9 protein-coding genes and 1 riboswitch are annotated in these 18,569 nt (G+C 72.7%); of the genes, 6 read left to right on the top strand and 3 right to left on the bottom strand.

Features of this window, described 5'->3' with window-relative positions:
* Positions 1-9 precede the first annotated feature (9 nt).
* Positions 10-3,819 (bottom strand): cobaltochelatase subunit CobN, encoded by a 3,810-nt coding sequence (cobN, locus tag AB0F88_RS36155; RefSeq protein WP_362694979.1) that lies wholly within the window; start codon positions 3,817-3,819, stop codon positions 10-12.
* Between the two features lie 272 nt (positions 3,820-4,091).
* A riboswitch (cobalamin riboswitch) is annotated at positions 4,092-4,240 on the bottom strand.
* Positions 4,241-4,288: 48 nt separating this feature from the next.
* Here cobN and AB0F88_RS36150 point away from each other — a divergent pair.
* From AB0F88_RS36150 to AB0F88_RS36140, 3 genes are read left to right on the top strand one after another with little or no spacing between them, the layout of a single operon-like run.
* Positions 4,289-6,010: a precorrin-3B synthase gene (locus tag AB0F88_RS36150; protein WP_362694976.1), complete on the top strand. Its 1,722-nt coding sequence runs from the start codon at positions 4,289-4,291 to the stop codon at positions 6,008-6,010.
* Positions 6,007-6,633 (top strand): precorrin-8X methylmutase, encoded by a 627-nt coding sequence (locus AB0F88_RS36145; protein ID WP_362694973.1) that lies wholly within the window; start codon positions 6,007-6,009, stop codon positions 6,631-6,633. Before AB0F88_RS36150 ends, AB0F88_RS36145 begins: the two co-directional genes overlap by 4 nt.
* A 20-nt stretch (positions 6,634-6,653) precedes the next feature.
* The gene (locus tag AB0F88_RS36140) at positions 6,654-8,171 is read left to right on the top strand and encodes a precorrin-2 C(20)-methyltransferase (RefSeq protein ID WP_362695040.1); all 1,518 of its coding nucleotides are present in this window, start codon (positions 6,654-6,656) and stop codon (positions 8,169-8,171) included.
* A 372-nt stretch (positions 8,172-8,543) separates the two neighbouring features.
* Here the strand turns inward: AB0F88_RS36140 and AB0F88_RS36135 are convergent, their stop codons facing one another.
* Complete coding sequence (locus AB0F88_RS36135) at positions 8,544-11,720, bottom strand: FG-GAP-like repeat-containing protein (RefSeq protein ID WP_362694970.1); 3,177 nt, start codon at positions 11,718-11,720, stop codon at positions 8,544-8,546.
* A gap of 1,116 nt (positions 11,721-12,836) precedes the next feature.
* Positions 12,837-13,871, bottom strand: coding sequence for a helix-turn-helix domain-containing protein (locus AB0F88_RS36130; protein WP_362694967.1), 1,035 nt, complete (start codon positions 13,869-13,871; stop codon positions 12,837-12,839).
* Positions 13,872-13,966: 95 nt separating this feature from the next.
* Between AB0F88_RS36130 and AB0F88_RS36125 the strand changes: the two genes are divergently transcribed.
* The 3 genes from AB0F88_RS36125 (at position 13,967) to AB0F88_RS36115 (ending at position 18,565) form a co-directional block, all read left to right on the top strand.
* Complete coding sequence (locus AB0F88_RS36125; RefSeq protein WP_362694964.1) at positions 13,967-14,863, top strand: alpha/beta hydrolase; 897 nt, start codon at positions 13,967-13,969, stop codon at positions 14,861-14,863.
* A gap of 115 nt (positions 14,864-14,978) precedes the next feature.
* Positions 14,979-16,856, top strand: a complete 1,878-nt coding sequence (locus AB0F88_RS36120; RefSeq protein WP_362694961.1) for an ABC transporter ATP-binding protein — start codon at positions 14,979-14,981, stop codon at positions 16,854-16,856.
* A complete protein-coding gene (locus AB0F88_RS36115; RefSeq protein ID WP_362694958.1) occupies positions 16,853-18,565 on the top strand; it encodes an ABC transporter ATP-binding protein in 1,713 nt (570 codons plus the stop codon). The genes AB0F88_RS36120 and AB0F88_RS36115 overlap by 4 nt, the downstream gene beginning before the upstream one ends.
* The last annotated feature ends 4 nt before the right edge of the window (positions 18,566-18,569 follow it).

The following is an 18,569-nucleotide window of genomic DNA, read 5'->3' as shown; positions in this document are numbered from 1 at the left end:
GGCCGTGGGTCAGGCGCCGTCCTCCAGGTCTCCCTCGGACTTGAGGTAGACCTCCTGGAGGTCGCGCAGGACGGCGGGGTCGGGGTGCTCCCACATGCCCCGGTTCGCCGCCTCCAGCAACCGCTCGGCGATCCCGTGCAGCGCCCACGGGTTGGACCTGGCCATGAACGCCTGGTTCTCCGGGTCCAGCACGTAGGTCGCGGCCAGCTTGTCGTACATCCAGTCGGCGACGACGCCGGTGGTGGCGTCGTAGCCGAACAGGTAGTCGACGGTGGCGGCCAGCTCGAAGGCGCCCTTGTAACCGTGCCTACGCATCGCGGCCAGCCAGCGGGGGTTGACCACCCTGGCGCGGAAGATCCTGGACGTCTCCTCGGAGAGCGTCCTGGTGCGGACCGCGTCCGGCCTGGTGCTGTCGCCGATGTAGGCGGCCGGTGCCTTCCCGGTGAGCGCCCGGACGGTGGCGATCATGCCTCCGTGGTACTGGAAGTAGTCGTCGGAGTCGGCGATGTCGTGCTCGCGGGTGTCGACGTTCTTGGCCGCCACGGCGATCCTGCGGTAGGCCGTCTCCATGTCCTGCCTGGCGGGAACGCCGTCGACGCCCCGGCCGTAGGCGAAGCCGCCCCAGACCGCGTACACCTCGGCCAGGTCGGCGTCGTCGCGCCAGTTGCGGCTGTCGATCAGCGGCAGCAGCCCGGCCCCGTACGCCCCCGGCCGGGAGCCGAAGATGCGCATGGTGGCCCTGCGCTCGTCGCCGTGCTCGGCCCGGTCGGCGAGCACGTGCGCCCGCACGTAGTTGAGCTCCTCGGGCTCCTCCAGCCCGGCCGCCAGCCGTACGGCGTCGTCCAGCATCGCCACGACGTGCGGGAAGGCGTCGCGGAAGAAGCCGCTGATCCTGATGGTGACGTCCACGCGCGGGCGGCCCAGCTCGGTGGCCGGGATCGGTTCCAGGCCGGTGACGCGGCGCGAGGCCTCGTCCCAGACCGGTCGCACGCCGAGCAGCGCCAGCACCTCGGCGACGTCGTCCCCGGCGGTGCGCATGGCGCTGGTCCCCCAGACCGACAGCCCGACCGAGCGCGGCCAGTCACCGGTGTCGGCGCGGTAGCGCTCCAGCAGGGAGTCGGCCATCGCCTGGCCGGTCTCCCACGCCAGCCTGCTCGGCACGGCCTTGGGATCGACCGAGTAGAAGTTGCGGCCGGTGGGAAGCACGTTGATCAGCCCGCGCAGCGGCGACCCGCTCGGCCCGGCCGGGACGTAACCGCCGTCGAGGGCGTGCAGGATCGCGTCGATCTCGTCGGTGGTGCGCGCCAGCCGGGGCACGACCTCGACGGCGGCGAACCGCAGGATCCGCTCCACCGTCCCGACGTCCGCGCCGTCCGCGCCGCCCGCGCCGCCCGCGCCGCGCTCGACGGCCGCTTCCCCGGAGGCGGGTACGCCGCTTCGACCGGTCGCGTCGTTCGTGCCGGTCGCGTCGTTCGAACCGGTCGAACCGGTCGAACCGGTCGAACCGGTCGTGCCGGGTACGCCGCTCTGAGCGGTCGCGTTCGGGCCGGTCGAACCGGCGCCCTGGGCCGGGGCGTCCGCCCGGCCCAGGACCTCGGCGGTCACCTCCCCCGCCGCCGACGGGTCCCAGCCGCGCCGCTCCATGGCCTCGACCAGGGCTCGGGCCAGGGTCTCGGCCTCGTCGACGCCGATCCGCCCGGCGCTGCCGTCCTCGGCCAGGCCGAGGGCCTCGCGCAGCCCGACGAGCGCCTCGCTGCCCGCCCACATCTGCCGGGCGCGGAGCATGGCTAGCACCAGGTCGACGCGCGGCCGCCCCTCGGGAGCGACTCCCAGCACGTGCAGGCCGTCGCGGATCTGGACGTCCTTGACCTCGCACAGCCAGCCGTCGATGTGCAGCAGGAAGTCGTCGAACTCGGCGTCGTGCGGGCGGTCGGCGACGCCGAGGTCGTGGTCGAGCCTGGCGGCCTGGATCAGCGTCCAGATCTGGGCGCGGATCGCGGGCAGCTTGGCCGGGTCCATCGCCGCGATGGAGGCGTGCTCGTCGAGGAGCTGCTCCAGCCTGGCCATGTCCCCGTAGCTGTCGGCGCGGGCCATCGGCGGGACGAGGTGGTCGACCAGGGTGGCGTGCGCGCGGCGCTTGGCCTGGGTGCCCTCGCCGGGGTCGTTGACGAGGAACGGGTAGATGAGCGGCAGGTCGCCGAGCGCGGCGTCCGGGCCGCAGGAGGCCGACAGGCCCGCCGACTTGCCGGGCAGCCACTCCAGGTTGCCGTGCTTGCCCACGTGGACCACGGCGTGCGCGCCGAAGCCGTCGGCCAGCCAGCGGTAGGCGGCCAGGTAGTGGTGGCTGGGCGGCAGGTCGGGGTCGTGGTAGATCGCGATGGGGTTCTCGCCGAAGCCGCGCGGCGGCTGCACCATCACCACCACGTTGCCCGAGCGCAGCGCGGCCAGCACGATCTCGCCCTCCGGGTCGCGCGACCTGTCCACGAACAGCTCGCCGGGCGCCGGGCCCCAGTGTTCCTCCATCCGGGCGCGCAGGTCCGCCGGGAGGGTGGCGTACCACTCGGCGTACCGGCTCGCCGCGATGCGCACCGGGTTCCCGGCGAGCTGCTCCTCGGTGAGCCAGTCCTGGTCCTGCCCGCCCGCGGCGATCAGCGCGTGGATGAGCGCGTCGCCGTCCTGCCCGGTCACCCCGGGCAGCTCGTCCTCGGCGCCGATGTCGTACCCGCGCTCACGCAGCGCGGCCAGCAGCCGCACCAGGCTGGCCGGGGTGTCCAGGCCGACGGCGTTGCCGATGCGGGCGTGCTTGGTGGGGTAGGCCGACAGCATCAGCACCAGCCGCCGCTCGGCGGGCGGGATGTGCCGCAGCGCGGCGTGGCGCACCGCGATGCCCGCCACCCGCGAGGCCCGCTCGGGGTCGGCCACGTAGACGGTGAGCCCGTCCTCGTCGATCTCCTTGAAGGAGAACGGCACCGTGATGATCCGCCCGTCGAACTCGGGGATCGCGACCTGGGTGGCGGCGTCCAGCGGGGACAGGCCGTCGTCGTTCTCCTCCCAGGAGGCCCGGCTGCTCGTCAGGCACAGGCCCTGCAGGATCGGCACGTCCAGCTCGGCGAGCGCGCCGACGTCCCAGGCCTCGTCGTCCCCGCCCGCCGACGCCGTCGCCGGACGGGTGCCGCCCGCGGCGAGCACGGTCACCACCAGGGCGTCCACCGTGCGCAGGACCTCCACCAGGCCGGGCTCGGCGGTGCGCAGGGAGGCGCAGTACACCGGCAGCGCCCGCGCCCCCGCGTCCTCGACCGCCGAGCACAGCGCCTCGACGAAGGCGGTGTTGCCGGCCACGTGGTGGGCCCGGTAGTAGAGCACGCCGACGACGGGACCGTCCTGGTCGCGCGCCTCGCGCTCCAGCGTTCCCCAGGTGGGGGTGGGCTCGGGCGCGGCGAAACCGTGGCCGGTGAGCAGCAGCGTGTCGGACAGGAAACGGTGCAGCTCGGTCAGGTTGGCCGGGCCGCCGTGGGCGAGGTAGGCGTGCGCCTCGGCGCAGACCCCGCCGGGCACCGTGGACAGCTCCATCAGCTCGGCGTCGGGCGCCTGCTCGCCACCGAGCACGACGACGGGCCGGGGGCCGGCGAGCAGGGCGTCCAGTCCCTCCTCCCAGGCGCGGCGCCCGCCCAGCAGGCGTACCACGACCAGGTCTGCGCCCTCCAGCAGCGGCGGGAGGTCGGCGGCGGTGAGCCTGGCGGGGTTGCCGAGCCGGTAGCCGGCGCCGCTCGCGCGAGCGCTCAGCAGGTCGGTGTCGGAGGTCGAGAGCAGGAGGATCACGCGCCACACTCCAGGACAGGCAGGGCGGTACGGCCCGGGGATGCCACGGCGTGGCGGGGGAACGGGGATGCCACGGCGTGGCGGGGGAACGGGGAAAAGCGCGCGGCGTGGCGGGGCGGCGGTGATGCCGCCGTGCTGCTGGGGAACAGCGAAGAACGCGCGGCATCACGGAGGAACGGAGATGCCACGGTGTCGCGGGGGAACGGCGAAGAGCGCACGGAGCTTCCTCCCTCGGGGTCCTCGCCCCGGGTCGTCGTCGGCCGCGACGGCTGGAGTCTCCTGGCTCCCGGATCGGTGCTCACCCCGGCCTTCCCGCCCGTCGTCGGACAGTGGCCCGGGTGGGGTTCGCTCCCCGGTTACAGTGGCGGGACCGCGCCGGATTCACACCGGCTTCCTCCCTTTGCCGTCGCCAACGATGACACTACGGCAGTCCGGTTCGTTGCAAGAAACTGGCGTTAACATCCTTCGAGTGTCCATTGCCGACTTTTCCGGACGATCGCGACTCGACGCGTGTCCCGGGGCGCTTCAGGTCCATGCCGCCGCGGACGGCGGCCTGGCCCGCGTCCGCGTTCCCGGAGGCCGTCTCACCCCCTTCCAGCTGCGCGAACTCGCCGAGGCCGCAGCTGAGTACGGCAGCGGCGTCATCGAGCTGACCTCCCGCGCGAACGTCCAGGTGCGCGGCCTCGGCCCGGAGGATCCGGACAGCGGTACGGGGGACGGCACGGGGAACGGGTTCGCCGCGCGGATGGCGCGGGCGGGCCTGCTGCCCTCGGCGACGCACGAGCGGATCCGCAACATCCTCGCCTCCCCGCTGACCGGACTGGACGGACCGGCCGGGCCGAGCGGACCGACCGGGTCGAGCGAACCGGGCGGACCGGGCGGACCGGATGCTCCGGACAGCACGAACGGTCCGGGCCATCCGGACGGCGGCGGGATCGCCGACGTCACACCGCTGATCGGCGAGCTGGACCGGCGGCTGTGCGCCCGCCCCGCCCTCGCCGCCCTGCCGGGGCGATTCATGTTCGCCCTCGACGACGGCCGGGGGGACGTGGCCGGCCTGGGCGCGGACGCCGGGGTCCTGCTCACGGGGCCGGACGAGGCCGCGCTGATCCTCGCCGGGACCGACACCGGCCTGCGCGTCCCGCCGGCCGGAGCCGTGACCGCCCTGCTCGCCGCCGCCGAGGCGTTCCTCGACGAGCTGGCCACCCGGGACGTCACCGCCTGGCGGATCGCCGAACTCCCCGGCGGCCCCGCCCTGATCGCCGCCCGCGTGCGGACCGCCCTCGGGGTTCCCGGTACGACGCCCTTCACCCCGGTGAGACCGCGGGTCGTGTCCCTCGGGCCGGTCGGCGTCATCGGGAGCACGGACGGGACGAGGAGCGAAACCGGTGCCGGAGGAGAGACGGGTCCCGCGAGCGGCACCCGGGACGGCGTCGGGAACGGCACCGGGGACGGGGGCGCGCGGGTCGCGCTCGGGGTGGCGGTCCCGCTGGGGCGGCTGACCTCCGCGCTGGCGCTGCTGCTCGCGGACGCCGCCTCGGGCGGGGAGATCCGGCTCACGCCATGGCGTGGCGTGGTCCTGCCCGGCCTGGACCGCGCCGAGGTCGCGGGCACGGCCGCCCGCCTGGAGGCCGCCGGGCTGGTCGTCGACCCCGCCTCGCCGTGGATCGGTGTGACGGCCTGCACCGGCCGCCCCGGCTGCGCCAAGTCCCTGGCCGACGTCCAGGCCGACGCGGCCGCCGCCATCGCCATCGCCACCACCACAGCCACCACCACAGCCACCACCACCGCCACCACCACCGCCACAGCCGTCGGCACGACCTCGCCGCCCGCCGTCCCGCCGCCCGCGGCCGTACAGCCCACGGCCGTACAGCCCACGGCCGTACCGCTCACGACCGCACCGCCCACGACCGCACCGCCCACGGCCGTACAGCCAGGAAGGGAGCGGTCCGGGAGCGGGCCGTCCGCGGCCCCGCCGTCAGCCCCGCCGTCCGGGAGCGGGCCGGGCACCGATACGCTCCCCGTGCACTGGGCGGGCTGCGGCAGGCGCTGCGGCCGTCCGAGAGGGCGGGTCGCGGATGTCGTCGCCACCGGTGACGGCTACCGCCTGGAGCTGGACGGCACCGATCTGACCTGCTCCGGCATCGAGGACACCGCGGCCGCGCTGGCGGCCGCCAGAGGGGAACTGTGATCGACTACGTCCGCGACGGCGCGGAGATCTACCGCCGCTCCTTCGCCACCATCCGCGCGGAGGCCGACCTGTCCGGCCTGCCCGCCGACGTCGCCCGGGTCGCGGTCCGCATGATCCACGCCTGCGGGATGGTCGACCTGGTGAGCGATCTGCGCTGGTCACCCGGCGTGGTGGCCTCCGCGCGCGAGGCGCTGCGCGCGGGCGCGCCGGTGCTCTGCGACGCCATGATGGTCGCCTCCGGGGTGACCCGGCGGCGCCTGCCCGCGGGCAATGAGGTGATCTGCACCCTCGGCGACCCCCGGGTGCCGGACCTCGCCGCGGAACTGGGCACCACCCGCAGCGCCGCCGCGCTGGAGCTGTGGCGCGACAGGCTCCAGGGTTCGGTGGTCGCGATCGGCAACGCGCCGACCGCGCTGTTCCGGCTGCTGGAGATGGTCGAGGAGGGCGCGGGCCGCCCGGCCGCCGTGATCGGCGTCCCGGTCGGTTTCATCGGTGCCGCCGAGTCCAAGCAGGCCCTCGCCGAGCACCCGGCGAACCTGGAGTACCTGGTCGTGAACGGGCGGCGGGGCGGAAGCGCGATGACCGCCGCCGCGGTCAACGCGATGGCGAGCGAGGAAGAGTGAACGACGACGTGACCGGACGCGTGACCGGACGGCTGTGGGGCGTGGGGCTCGGGCCCGGCGACCCCGAACTGGTGACCGTCAAGGCCGCCCGCCTGATCGGCGAGGCGGATGTGATCGCCTTCCACAGCGCCCGCCACGGCCGGAGCATCGCCCGCTCGGTGGCCGCCCCCTACCTGCGGGAGGGCCAGGTCGAAGAGGCGCTCATCTACCCGCTCACCACCGAGACCACCGACCACCCCGGCGGCTACCAGGGGGCGATCGACGACTTCTACGCCGCCTGCGCGGTGCGGCTCGCGGCCCACCTGGACGCCGGTCGCGACGTGGTGGTGCTGTGCGAGGGCGACCCGCTCTTCTACGGCTCGTACATGCACATGCACAAGCGCCTGTCGCACCGCTACGTCACCGAGGTCGTGCCGGGCGTGACGTCGGTGAGCGGCGCCTCGGCGGTCCTGGGGCGCCCGCTGGTCGAGCGGGACGAGGTCCTGACCGTGCTGCCGGGAACGCTCCCGGCCGAGGTGCTCGCCGAGCGCCTGGCGGCCACCGACTCGGCGGCGGTGCTGAAGCTCGGCCGTACGTTCACCAAGGTCCGCGACGCGCTGGCCCGGGCCGGGCGGCTCGACGAGGCCTGGTACGTCGAGCGCGCCACCACCGGGCAGCAGCGCCTGGCCCCCCTCGCCGAGGTCGACCCGGACAGCGTCCCGTACTTCTCGCTGGCGCTGATCCCGAGCCCCGTCAACGCGGCGGGTCCCGCGCCTGTCGCCGAGGCCGGGAGCGTGAGCGACGTGAGAGCGCGCGGCGAGGTGGTCGTGGTGGGGCTCGGTCCCGCCGGGCGGCCGTGGCTGACGCCGGAGGCGCAGGAGGCGCTGGCCGGGGTCGACGAGCTCGTCGGGTACGGCCCCTACCTGGACCGCGTCCCGCCCAACCCGCGCCAGCGCCGCCACCCCACCGACAACCGGGTCGAGGCCGAACGGGCCGCGCACGCGCTGGAGCTGGCCGCGGCCGGATCGAGGGTGGCCGTGGTGTCCTCGGGCGACCCCGGGGTGTTCGCGATGGCCAGCGCGGTGCTGGAGGTGGCGTGCGAGCCGAGGTTCGCGGACGTGCCGGTACGGGTGCTGCCCGGCCTGACCGCGGCGCACGCGGTGGCGAGCAGGGCCGGTGCGCCCCTCGGCCACGACTACTGCGTGCTGTCGCTGTCGGACCTGCTCAAGCCCTGGGAGGTGGTCGCCGGACGGATCAGCGCCGCCGCGAAGGCCGACCTCGTCCTGGCGATCTACAACCCGGCGTCGAAGAGCCGCACCTGGCAGGTGGCCGCCGCGCGGGACCTGCTGCTGGAGCACCGGGCGCCGGAGACCCCCGTGGTCGTCGGCCGCGACGTCGGCGGGCCCCGGGAGAGCATGACCGTCACCACCCTCGGCGATCTGGACCCCGACGCGATCGACATGCGCTGCCTGCTGCTGGTGGGCTCGTCCACCACGCGAGTGGCCGAGCGGGGCGACGGCGGCCGGGTGGTGTTCACCCCCCGCCGCTATCCCGCGTGACGCACCGGGCCGCGCCGGGCCGCACCAGGGGTGGCGCGGCGCGCCCGTCGCGGGGGCCGATCCGGGCCGCCCCCGACCGGTCCGGGCCGTCGGGTAACCGCAGCCGAATGGCTTCTTCGACGCGGGGGCCGGAGCGAGCGGGGGAACTCAGCGGGATGGGCGCCGTCATGGCCGACCGTCAGCCGACCGTCAGCCGTCCGCGCATCGGCCCACAGCCGCCCTTCGTCAGCGGTCGGGAGCCCCTCCGCACAGACCGTCGCGACCTCCGGCCGCGCGTTACGGCCGGCGGTCGCGGGGCTTCGCCGGAACGGTCTCCGGCGAAGCCCGTGATGCGAGTTTCGGTTTCGCTCCGATCGATCAGGGCGCCCTAGATCACCAGCACCGGTTGGCCACGCAGAGCTGCAGGCCTCCCGGCGGCGGCGGTTGGGGGTCGTCCGGCATGGGGGTGGTCGTACCGGTCGTGCCGGCGCCGTTGTTGAACCAGGCCTTCACCCCGCCCAGAGTGTCGTGGACGAGGTAGTCGGCCCTGCGGTCACCGTTGATCTCGGCCAGACCGATGTTCGCGCGGGCCACGCCGACGCCGGAAGCGATCTCGCCAGCCGCCGGCCAGGCCGACCCGGAGCCGCCCCGGTTGTTGGTCCAGGCGCGGATCTGGCCGTAGTCGCCGAGGACCAGGTAGTCCTCGCGGCGATCGCCGTCGACGTCGGCGAAGGTCACCGTGGGACCGCTCGCGCCGACGCCGGAGGCGATCTCGCCCTGACTGACCCACGAGACGGCATCGCGGGTGCCGGTGTTGCGCCAGAGCCGGACCCTGCCCTGGTCGTCGACCACGAGGTAGTCGTCTCGGTTGTCGCCGTCGATGTCGGCGAACCTGATCTGGTCGCGGGGGGCGGAGCCCGAGGCGAGCCGGCCCTTGCTCGTCCAGGCGACGGCGTCACCGGTGCCGCTGTTGAACCAGGCCGTGACCTGGCCCTGGTCGCCGACCACGAGATAGTCGTCGCGGTTGTCGCCGTTCAGGTCGGCGAAGCGGATGTGGTCGCGCGGACCCGATCCGGACGCGACCTCGCCGCGGAAGTTCCAGCCGACGCGATCGGTCTCCCGGACGTTCAGCCAGGCCTGCACCCTGCCGTTGTCCTTCACCAGAAGGTAGTCGTCGCGGCCGTCGCCGTTCAGGTCGGCGAACCTGACCTCCTGGCGGGGCGCGTCGGTGGAGGCGATCTGGCCCTGGTAGTCCCACGGGTCGGCACGGCCCCAGCGTTCGTTCAGCCAGGCCGCGACCTCGCCTGCGGCGTTGACGATCAGGTAGTCGTCGCGGCCGTTCCCGTCGATGTCGGCCATGACCACCTCGTCACGGGAGGCGCCCACGCCACCGACGACGGCGCCCTGGTAGATCCACGGCCGGTTGCCGCCGACGTTGTTCAGCCAGGCCTTGGTGTAGCCGGTGTCGTCGAACACCAGGTAGTCGTCGTCGCCGTCACCGTCGAGGTCGTGGAATCGCACCTGGTCACGGGTGGCGCCGACACCCGAGGCGATCTCGCCCCGGTACGACCACCCCCCGCCGCCGACGGTGAACTGGTTCAGCCAGGCACGCACCCGGCCCTGGTCGTCGACCACCAGGTAGTCGTCGCGGCCGTCGACGTCAATGTCGGCGAACCGCACCTGGTCACGGGTGGCGCCGACATCCGTGGCGACCACGCCCTGAGCCACCCAGCTGACGGCGTCGCCTGTGCCGGCGTTGCGCCACATCGAGACCTGGCCCTGGTCGCCGACCACGAGATAGTCGTCACGGCCGTCGCCGTTCACGTCCGCGAACCGCACCTGCCGGCGGGGGGCCGCTCCGGCGGCGATCTCGCCGATGTGGTTCCAGCCGCCACCCTGACCGGCGCGGTTGTTGAGCCAGGCCCTGACCTGGCCCTGCTCACCGACCAGGAGGTAGTCGTCGCGGCCGTCGCCGTTCACGTCGGCGAAGCGGACCTGCGCACGGCTCGCGCCGGAAACCGAGGCGATCTTGCCGGCGTAGTCCCAGCCCGCGGGAGCGGGGCCCGTCGGGGGCGGCGGCGGGCTGGCCGGCGCCGGGGTGCACGACCGGTTGTCGCCGGGGAGCGCGGGCATGATCAGGCCCTCGTCCATCGCGGCGTTGATCGCGTTGTGGTAGGCGTTGGCCATCTTGCGGTAGCCGGAGTTGTTGGGGTGCAGCGAGTCGTTCAGGTCGGCCGCGGTGAATCCAAGAGCGCCGCTGCCGACCAGCCTGACGCGTTTGCCCTCGGCGCGGAGGTTGTTGACGACGGCCGGCAGCCTGGCGTTGTACATCGCGATCAGCGCGTTGTCCCTCTCGTCCCTCGCCGGCACGAGGCTGGAGACGAGGACCGTGGTGAGCGGCGAGATGTCGGTGATCCTGTCGACCAGCCCGCCGAGGCGGATGTGGGCCGTGTCGGGCTCCTCGTCGTTCGCCAGGTCGTTGGTCCCGATGTGCAACACGACGACGTTGGGCCGGTAGCGGTTGATCGTGCACTCGGCCGCCAGGGTGTCGATCTGGCTGATCCGCCAGCGGGGGTGCCCCTCGTGGTCGGTGTCGGGGATGTTGCCGTGCCCGGAGTCCACGGAGCCGACGAAGTCGAGCGCGCTCGCGTCGTCCTGCAACAGGTCCCACAGGCGGGCGCGATAGCCGACGCCGCCGGGGGTCCCGCCGACGCCGTGGGTGATGGAGTCACCGAGGGGCATCACCCGCAGGAGCTCGGGGGCCGCGCCGCGCCGCAGGGCGGCGAGCTCGATCGCCTCCACGTACCGGGGGACGTTGTGTTGAATGGTTCCGCCCACGTTTTCCATGGTCAGGCCGAGGTTTCCCGCCCACCACCAGGACTTCACGTTCCTGCCGGCATCCCGCACATTTCGCGCGATGTTCGAGAACCACTCCGCTCCGGAGGTGTTGAGGCCGGGCCCGAAGAAGCCGTCCCATAGAGCCGAGCTCGCGCCGAGGACGAAAGAGGTGATGAGGAGGTTCCACCAGGCGTCCGGATCGGGGTTGTCCTCGAAAGCGATCGTGAGCGCCCCTCTGGCGAAACTCCCGAAGAACGTCGCCAGCCCCGAGCATGCCGCGTTGGCGATAGGCGCCAGCGGACCCGATTCGGGAAGGAAGAACAACGTGCAGGCGACTCGGATGGTGAAGTAGACCGCCGCACCGGCGATGGCGATCCCGAGGGCCCCCCACGGGGTCACCTCGCTGAGCGCGATGTCGCTCTCCACCGTGAACGCGAGTTTGGAACCCCTCACCGCGATGGTTCCGTCGAAGTCGACCCAGTCGTCCAGTATCGTAACCGGCAAGGACCCCCTGTTGTTCAGCCATTCCTCTTTGATGGAGTCGCTGAGCAGGCCGTCGCGGTCGTTCATTTCGTCGACCCAGTCGCCGATCTCGGTACGATCGAACCCCTCGGGGAGCTCGAATTCCATCGAAACCGTGGTCGCGGCCCTCGCGGTGGGCTGGAAGCCCATCTGGAGCAGCAGTGAAAGGGCCACCAGCAGGGTCGTCAGGACCCTGCCTCTTCTTCTCAATCGGGTGAACATCCTGCCGCGGGATGCGGGCACGGTCCCTCCACCTGTTCATCCGCCGGCGGCTCGCCGAGCGGGTGGGTTGATCAAAGACGCTCGCCGGGATGCCGGGGCGGCCAGGACCGCGCCCGGCGCAGGTCGTGTGAGGCTCCGCTTCCCGTCACGTCGGTCGCGGACGCGGGGCGAGGCGAGGCGCGCCGACGACCGCGGCCCCGCCGGCGACGGACGGGCGGGAGATGACTTCCTTCCGTCCCCGGCGAGGCCGGACGACACGAGAACCCGGTGACGCGCTTACGCGTCGTGGTTCCACTGCTGGTGGAGGCCACCGTTCCACGCCTGCGCGTAAGCGTTGCCATCCTGCGGCCGGGCCGAGCCCAGGCGCTTCTGGTATCGAACATTCTTCCTCCGATTTTGGGACACCCCGATTGGCGCCTCCATTTCTCTTGATCCCGCATACAACCGTGAAAAAAGCGCCATCCGGTGTACGCCAGATGAACGACTTCCTCTGACAACATGACAAGAAAGATCCAATGGAGCCATTTCGCACCGAGTTGCGGCTCGGCCGCACCTGGTGGTCATGTTTCCAGCACATTAAATTTCCAGCGCATTAAAGGAGTGCGGCCGGATCGCAGCGGGAATCCGTGCCGTCAACCTGAGAGTGACTCGCCGACAACGTGAGAACGACCGCCGCGTCCACGTGTTCAGCAAACGAACACCGGGCTCCGCCCGCGGCGTGGCCGATCCCGCCAACAGTCCGCCGATATCGTGTTGTCAACGCTTGAGTTCTTACAGACTCACTTGTCGACTCCGCCTCCAGTTGCGGCACATCCGTATCGCCACAAGGGCCGGCGCAGGTGTCACCAGATGAAATGAATACCGAGATGGAACGGAAACTCATGCCACGCGCGGCGAACGAGCCGCACATCCTTTGGGTACGGCGCCCGTTGAACCGACGCCCTGACACGAAATCCATGCCCATCACATGCGGGATGTCGGAGCCCGCCTTTTCGACATTGTCGTCGTCGCCGAGATCCTCGGCTACGCCGACTCGACGCCACCCGCCGCTCCACCCCGCCCTCCCACGGCCTTGGTCGCCGAGGTGCCGTCCCGCCCGCGGCCTCAGTCGTCGAGGAGCCGCCAGGTGGTGAGGGCGACCCCGGCCCTTATCAGGCCGGCGGGCTCGGTGAGTTCGACGCCCAGGGTCCTTCCGATCTGTTCGAGGCGGCGGGAGACGCTGCTGTGGTGCAGGTGGAGGAGGTCGGCGGCCCGGCGCAGGGAGCCGGTGGCGCAGTAGGCGTCCAGGGTGTCCAGATCCTCCGGGTTGCCGGCCATCCGGGCGATCGCCGTCACGTCGGCGTTGTCCCGCGCGGCGTCCCGGGGCACCTGCGCGAGCAACGCCAGCACGCCCAGGTCGTCGTGGTGGACGACCGGCCGGCGGGCGGTGGTGAAGCGGAGGGCGGTGCGGGCCTCCCGCCAGGATCGGTCGGGGCTCTCGGCGGCGCCGATCCCCGCGCGCACGCCCGCCGGGAACCGGGTCGGGTCCATGGTGGTGGCCAGGATGACGCCCACGCCGGCGACCGGGGCCGCCTTCACCGGGCGGTTCGGGCAGATCAGGCCACCGACCTGGTCGAGCGGGCGCCGCGAGCGTACGGCGATGACGCGGATCGGCAGGTCGGCGGCGAAACCCAGGAGTCGCAGGGCGCGGGCCCTGGCCGCCTCGTCGCTGTCGGAACTGATCACCAGTTCGACGAGCGCGGGGTCGGCCATGGTCGTGCGGGCCGGGCCGTACCTCTCGACGACCGCCGTGGCGGCGATGGCGAACCGGTCCAGCAGCAGCTCGTCGAGCGGGCCAGGCGGGCCGGGGCGTTCCAGCCACACCGTGCCGACCTCCTCCCCGTCGAGGGTGATCGGCGTCGTGGCCGACGCGGGCGGCGCCGGGGCGGACGCCTCCCCGCCGCCGGGCGACATGCGGATCACCCGCCCGGTGCCGTGCAGCCGGACCCCGGCCGCGCACTCGGCCAGGCCCGCCGAGGCCCGCGCGAGCGCCGGGAGATCCACCCGTCGGCGCATCAGCGTGTCGTAGAACATCACGACGCGGAGCGCGCCCCCGGCCTCCGCGTCCAGCTGCGAGAGCCGTGCGGCCAATGCCTCCATGCCCGAAGGATATGCGGCGATCGTCGCGCGACGGGGGTGGAATGCCCGACGAGTGGCGGATGATCCCCGGGACTTCGGCTGTGAGGATCGTGGTCATGGATCCCGAACTGGAAGCATTCCTCCCGCTCATTCCGAAGGCACACCTGACCGACCCGGTCACCGAACGCAAGAACTTCAGCGAACTGGCCACCTCGATACCGGTACCCGCCGTCGCGGACATGGAGATCGAGGACCGTACGGTGCCCGCCGACCCGGAGGTGGCGGTGCGGATCTATCGCCCGCACCGGGCGCGGGGCGCCGTCGTCTGGATGCACGGCGGTGGATTCGTCATGGGTGACGTGGACACCGAGCACCCGTGGGCCACCCGGCTCGCGGAAGCCTCCGGCGTGGTGGTGATCTCGGTGGGCTACCGCCTCGCCCCCGAGCATCCGTTCCCCGCCGCCCTGGACGACACCTACGCCGTGCTGACCTGGGCGGCCGAGCACGCGGCCGAGCTCGGCGTCGACCCGGAGCTGATCGCGGTCGGGGGTCACAGCGCCGGCGCGGGGCTCGCGGCCGGGGTGGCGTTGCGGGCGCGTGACCAGCGGGGGCCGCGGATCCGCTTCCAGCTGCTCAACCAGCCAGGGCTCGACGACCGGCAGGAGACGTGGTCGGCGCGGAACTTCACCGACACGCCCTGGATGAACCGCGACACGGTCACCGCGGCCTGGCGGCACTATCTGGGCTCCGCGCCCGCCTCGCCGTACGCCACCCCGGCGCGGGCCACCGATCTGTCCGGCCTGCCACCCGCCTACATCGCCACCGCGGAGCTCTGCCCGAACCGCGACGAGGACATCGCCTACGCGCTGCGCCTGCTGGAGGCGGGGGTGTCGGTCGAACTGCACCAGTGGCCCGGCACCTTCCACGGATCGCACGCGATCCTGTCCGCCGAGGTGTCGCAACGGCAGATCGCCGAGCTCGCCGCGGCCCTGCGCCGGGCCCTGGCCGGGTGAGACCGGCGCGCACGACCCGGCAGGCCGGCGCCGGCCCGGTCACGTGCCCGGTCACATGCTCGGTCGCGTGCCTGGTCACGTGCCCGATCACGTACTCGGTCACGTACTCGGTCGCGTGCCCGATCGCGACGAGACCGACGAGGAGGAGAGAGCGATGAACGCCACCGCCGTCGCCGAGGCGAGGGAGCGGTCCGCACCACCACCGGATGCCGATCCCGCGGCCGGGCAGAGCCTGACGCGGCTGCTGCACCCCTACCGCCGGGGTTTCGCCGCCGTCGTCATCCTGCAGGTCATCGGCGTCGTCGCGGGTCTGGCGCCGCTGCTGGCGGTCGTCGAGCTGGGCCGTGCGCTGTTGTCGCCAGGCCCGATCGATCACGGTCATGTCCGGCTCGTCGTGATCGCGGGAGCGATCGGCTTCTTCGTCCGGCTGCTGTTCACGGCCGCGTCATCCGGCATCGGGCACGTCCTCGACGACCACGTGCAGCTGTCGTTCCGCCGGCGACTGGCCATGCGACTGGGGCGCGTACCGATCGGCTGGCTCTCCCGGCGCCGGACCGGTGAGCTGGCGAAGGTGGTGGGGCGGGACGTGAGTGCCATGCATCCGCTCATCGCCCACGCCCCCGGCGAGCTCGTCTCCGCGTTCGTGGTGCCGCCGGTGTCGCTGGTCTACCTGCTCACCGTCGACTGGCGGCTCACGCTGATCACGCTGATCCCGGTGGCGCTGGCGGTGGCGCTGGTCCCGCTGATGATGACCCCGACCCGGCTGCGCGAGCAGAAGGAGTTCGACGCCGCCATGGAACGGATCGCGAACTCCGTCGTCGAGTTCGTCCAGGGCATCTCGGTGATCAAGGCGTTCGGCGGGGTCGAGCGCGCACACCGTGAATTCCGCGCGGCCGCGGACGATTTCGCCCGCGTCTTCTACCGGATGGTGCGCGGTCTCTCCGCGCTCGGCGCGGCGATGCAGGTGGCACTGTCGCCGCCGTTCGTGCTGCTGGTCGTGCTGACCGGCGGTACGGCTCTGATCACCACCGGTTCCATGGCCCCGGCGGACCTGCTTCCCTTCCTGCTGCTGGGACTGGGCCTCACCGCTCCGGTGGCGGCTCTCGGCCACGGTTTCGACGACCTGCAGGCCGCCCGGCGCGCGGCCGGCCGGATCCTGGACGTGCTCGCGGTGCGGTCGCTGCCCGAACCCGCGCACCCGGTCATGCCACGGGGGCACCGGGTGGAACTGCGTGACGTCCGGTTCGGTTACGAAACCGGCCACGAGGTGCTGCGCGGGATCGACCTGGTGCTCGAACCGGGGACGGTCACCGCGGTCGTGGGACCGTCGGGAAGCGGGAAGTCCACGCTGGTCCGGCTGCTGCCCCGGTTCTTCGACCCGACCCACGGTTCGGTCGTCCTGGGCGGTGCCGATCTGCGCGAGCTCGGCGGCGGGGAGCTCCACCGGATGGTCTCCTTCGTCTTCCAGGACGTCCGGCTGCTGCGCGCGTCGGTCGCGGACAACATCGCGCTGGCCGTGCCGCGGGCCGGCCGCGACGACGTGGTGCGCGCCGCCCGGCTGGCGAACATCCACGATCGGATTCTCGCGCTGCCGCGCGGATACGAGTCGGTGATCGGTGAGGACGTCACGCTGTCGGGTGGCGAGGCGCAGCGGATCTCGATCGCACGCGCGCTGCTCGCCGACACGCCCGTCCTGGTGCTCGACGAGGCGACCGCCTTCGCCGACCCGCGGACCGAACAGGCGGTACGCGACGCCCTGGTGACACCCGCGGGCGAGCGGACGGTCCTGGTCATCGCCCACCGCCTGGAGACGGTCGCCGGCGCCGACACCGTCGTGGTCCTGGAGAACGGGGTGATCGTCGAACGCGGCAGGCCCGCCGACCTGCTGGCACAGAACGGAAAGTTCGCCGCGTTCTGGCAATCCCACCCGTCCGCGAGCGCCGACGGGACCGAAACCCGCCGTGGCATACCGCAAGGAGACCAGCCTCGATGATTCGAATGCTGCTGCGCGTGCTGGGACACCGGTACGCCCGCCCGGTACGTCGCACCGTGGCCCTGATGACGGCGACCGCGATAGCCGAGGGCCTGTCCTACGCACTGCTGGTTCCCGTGCTGCGGGCCCTGTTCGGGGGCACGCCCGGGGACGCCCGGCCCTGGCTGATCGCGTTCGGGGTCGCGGTCGCGGTCTACGCGGCACTGCGCTACTACAGCGATCTATCCGGTTTCCGCGTCGGGACCACGATGTTGCGCGGCATGTATCACCGGCTCGGCGATCACCTGGCCCGCCTGCCCGTCGGCTGGTACAGCGCCGGCCGGGTCGGCGAGCTGTCCGTCCTGGCCGGCCGCGGCGTCCTGGAGGCGATGAGCGCGATCGCGCATCTGCTGGCACCGTCCATCTCCGCCGCCGTGACCCCCCTGACGATCATTGTCGTGATGCTCGCCTTCAACCGGCAGATGGGACTGGCCGCGCTGGCCGCCGCCCCGGTCGTGGCGGCGGTCCAGATCTGGACGGCACGGTCGACGGCCGCCGGCGACGCCGAGCGCGCGGAACGCGACCACGAGGCCACCGGGCGGGTCATCGAATACCTCCAGGCCCAGCCGGTGCTGCGAGCCGGCGGCCGGAGCGCCGAACGCTTCCGGTTGCTCGACGACTCACTGCGAGAGGTCCAGCGCGCGTCCCGCCGTACCCTGCTGGCGACGCTGCCCGGCGCCGTGGGCCTGACGCTCACCGTGCAGGCGGTGTTCACCGTCCTGCTGGTCCTGGGCGCCTACCTCGCGCTCGGCGGGAGCATCGGCGCGGCGGAGGTGCTGGCCGTCCTGGTGCTCGCCGCCCGCTGCGCCGATCCGCTGCTGTCGCTGGCCGACATCGGCAGCCAGCTACGCGGCGCACGTTCCGAGCTGGCCAGACTCGACGCGGTGTTGCGCACCGAGCCCCTGCCGGAACCGAGCGAGCCGATCCAGCCGCGACGACATGACCTGGAGTTCGACTCCGTCACCTTCCGGCACGGCGGCCACACGGTGATCGACGAGGTGTCGCTGTCCGTACCGCAGGGACAGCGGCTCGCCGTCGTCGGGCCGTCGGGCGCGGGCAAGAGCACCCTGCTGCAGTTGCTCGCGCGTTTCCACGACGTGGACGGGGGCGCGGTGCGCGTGGGAGGTGTGGACGTGCGCGCGATCGACACCGAGGTGTTGATGGCTCAGATCGCCATCGTCTTCCAGGACGTCTATCTCTTCGACGGCACGATCGAGGAGAACGTGCGTCTGGGCCGTCCCGACGCCGGCGAGGCCGAGGTACGGGCGGCGGCGACCGCCGCGCGGCTGGACGAGGTGATCGAGCGGCTGCCCGGCGGGTGGGCGGCGAACGTCGGCGAGGGCGGCGCGCTGCTGTCGGGGGGCGAGCGCCAGCGTGTCTCGATCGCGCGGGCGCTGCTGAAGGACGCGCCCGTCGTGCTGCTGGACGAGGTGACCTCCGCCCTGGACCCGGTGAACGAGACGGCCGTCCACGAAGGCATCGAGCGCCTGATGGCGGGCCGGACGGTGGTGATGGTGGCGCATCGGATGCGGACCGTCCAGCGCGCCGACCGCGTCGTCTTCCTGGACCGCGGCCGGATCGTGGAGGAGGGCGGCCACGACGACCTGCTGCGCCGCGGCGGCCGCTATGCCGATTTCTGGGAGATCTCCATGACACCGGGAACGCCCTGATTCC

The organism is Streptosporangium sp. NPDC023963 (assembly GCF_040639135.1).
Taxonomy (GTDB): domain Bacteria; phylum Actinomycetota; class Actinomycetes; order Streptosporangiales; family Streptosporangiaceae; genus Streptosporangium.
This window is presented reverse-complemented; position numbering and strand designations above follow the sequence as displayed.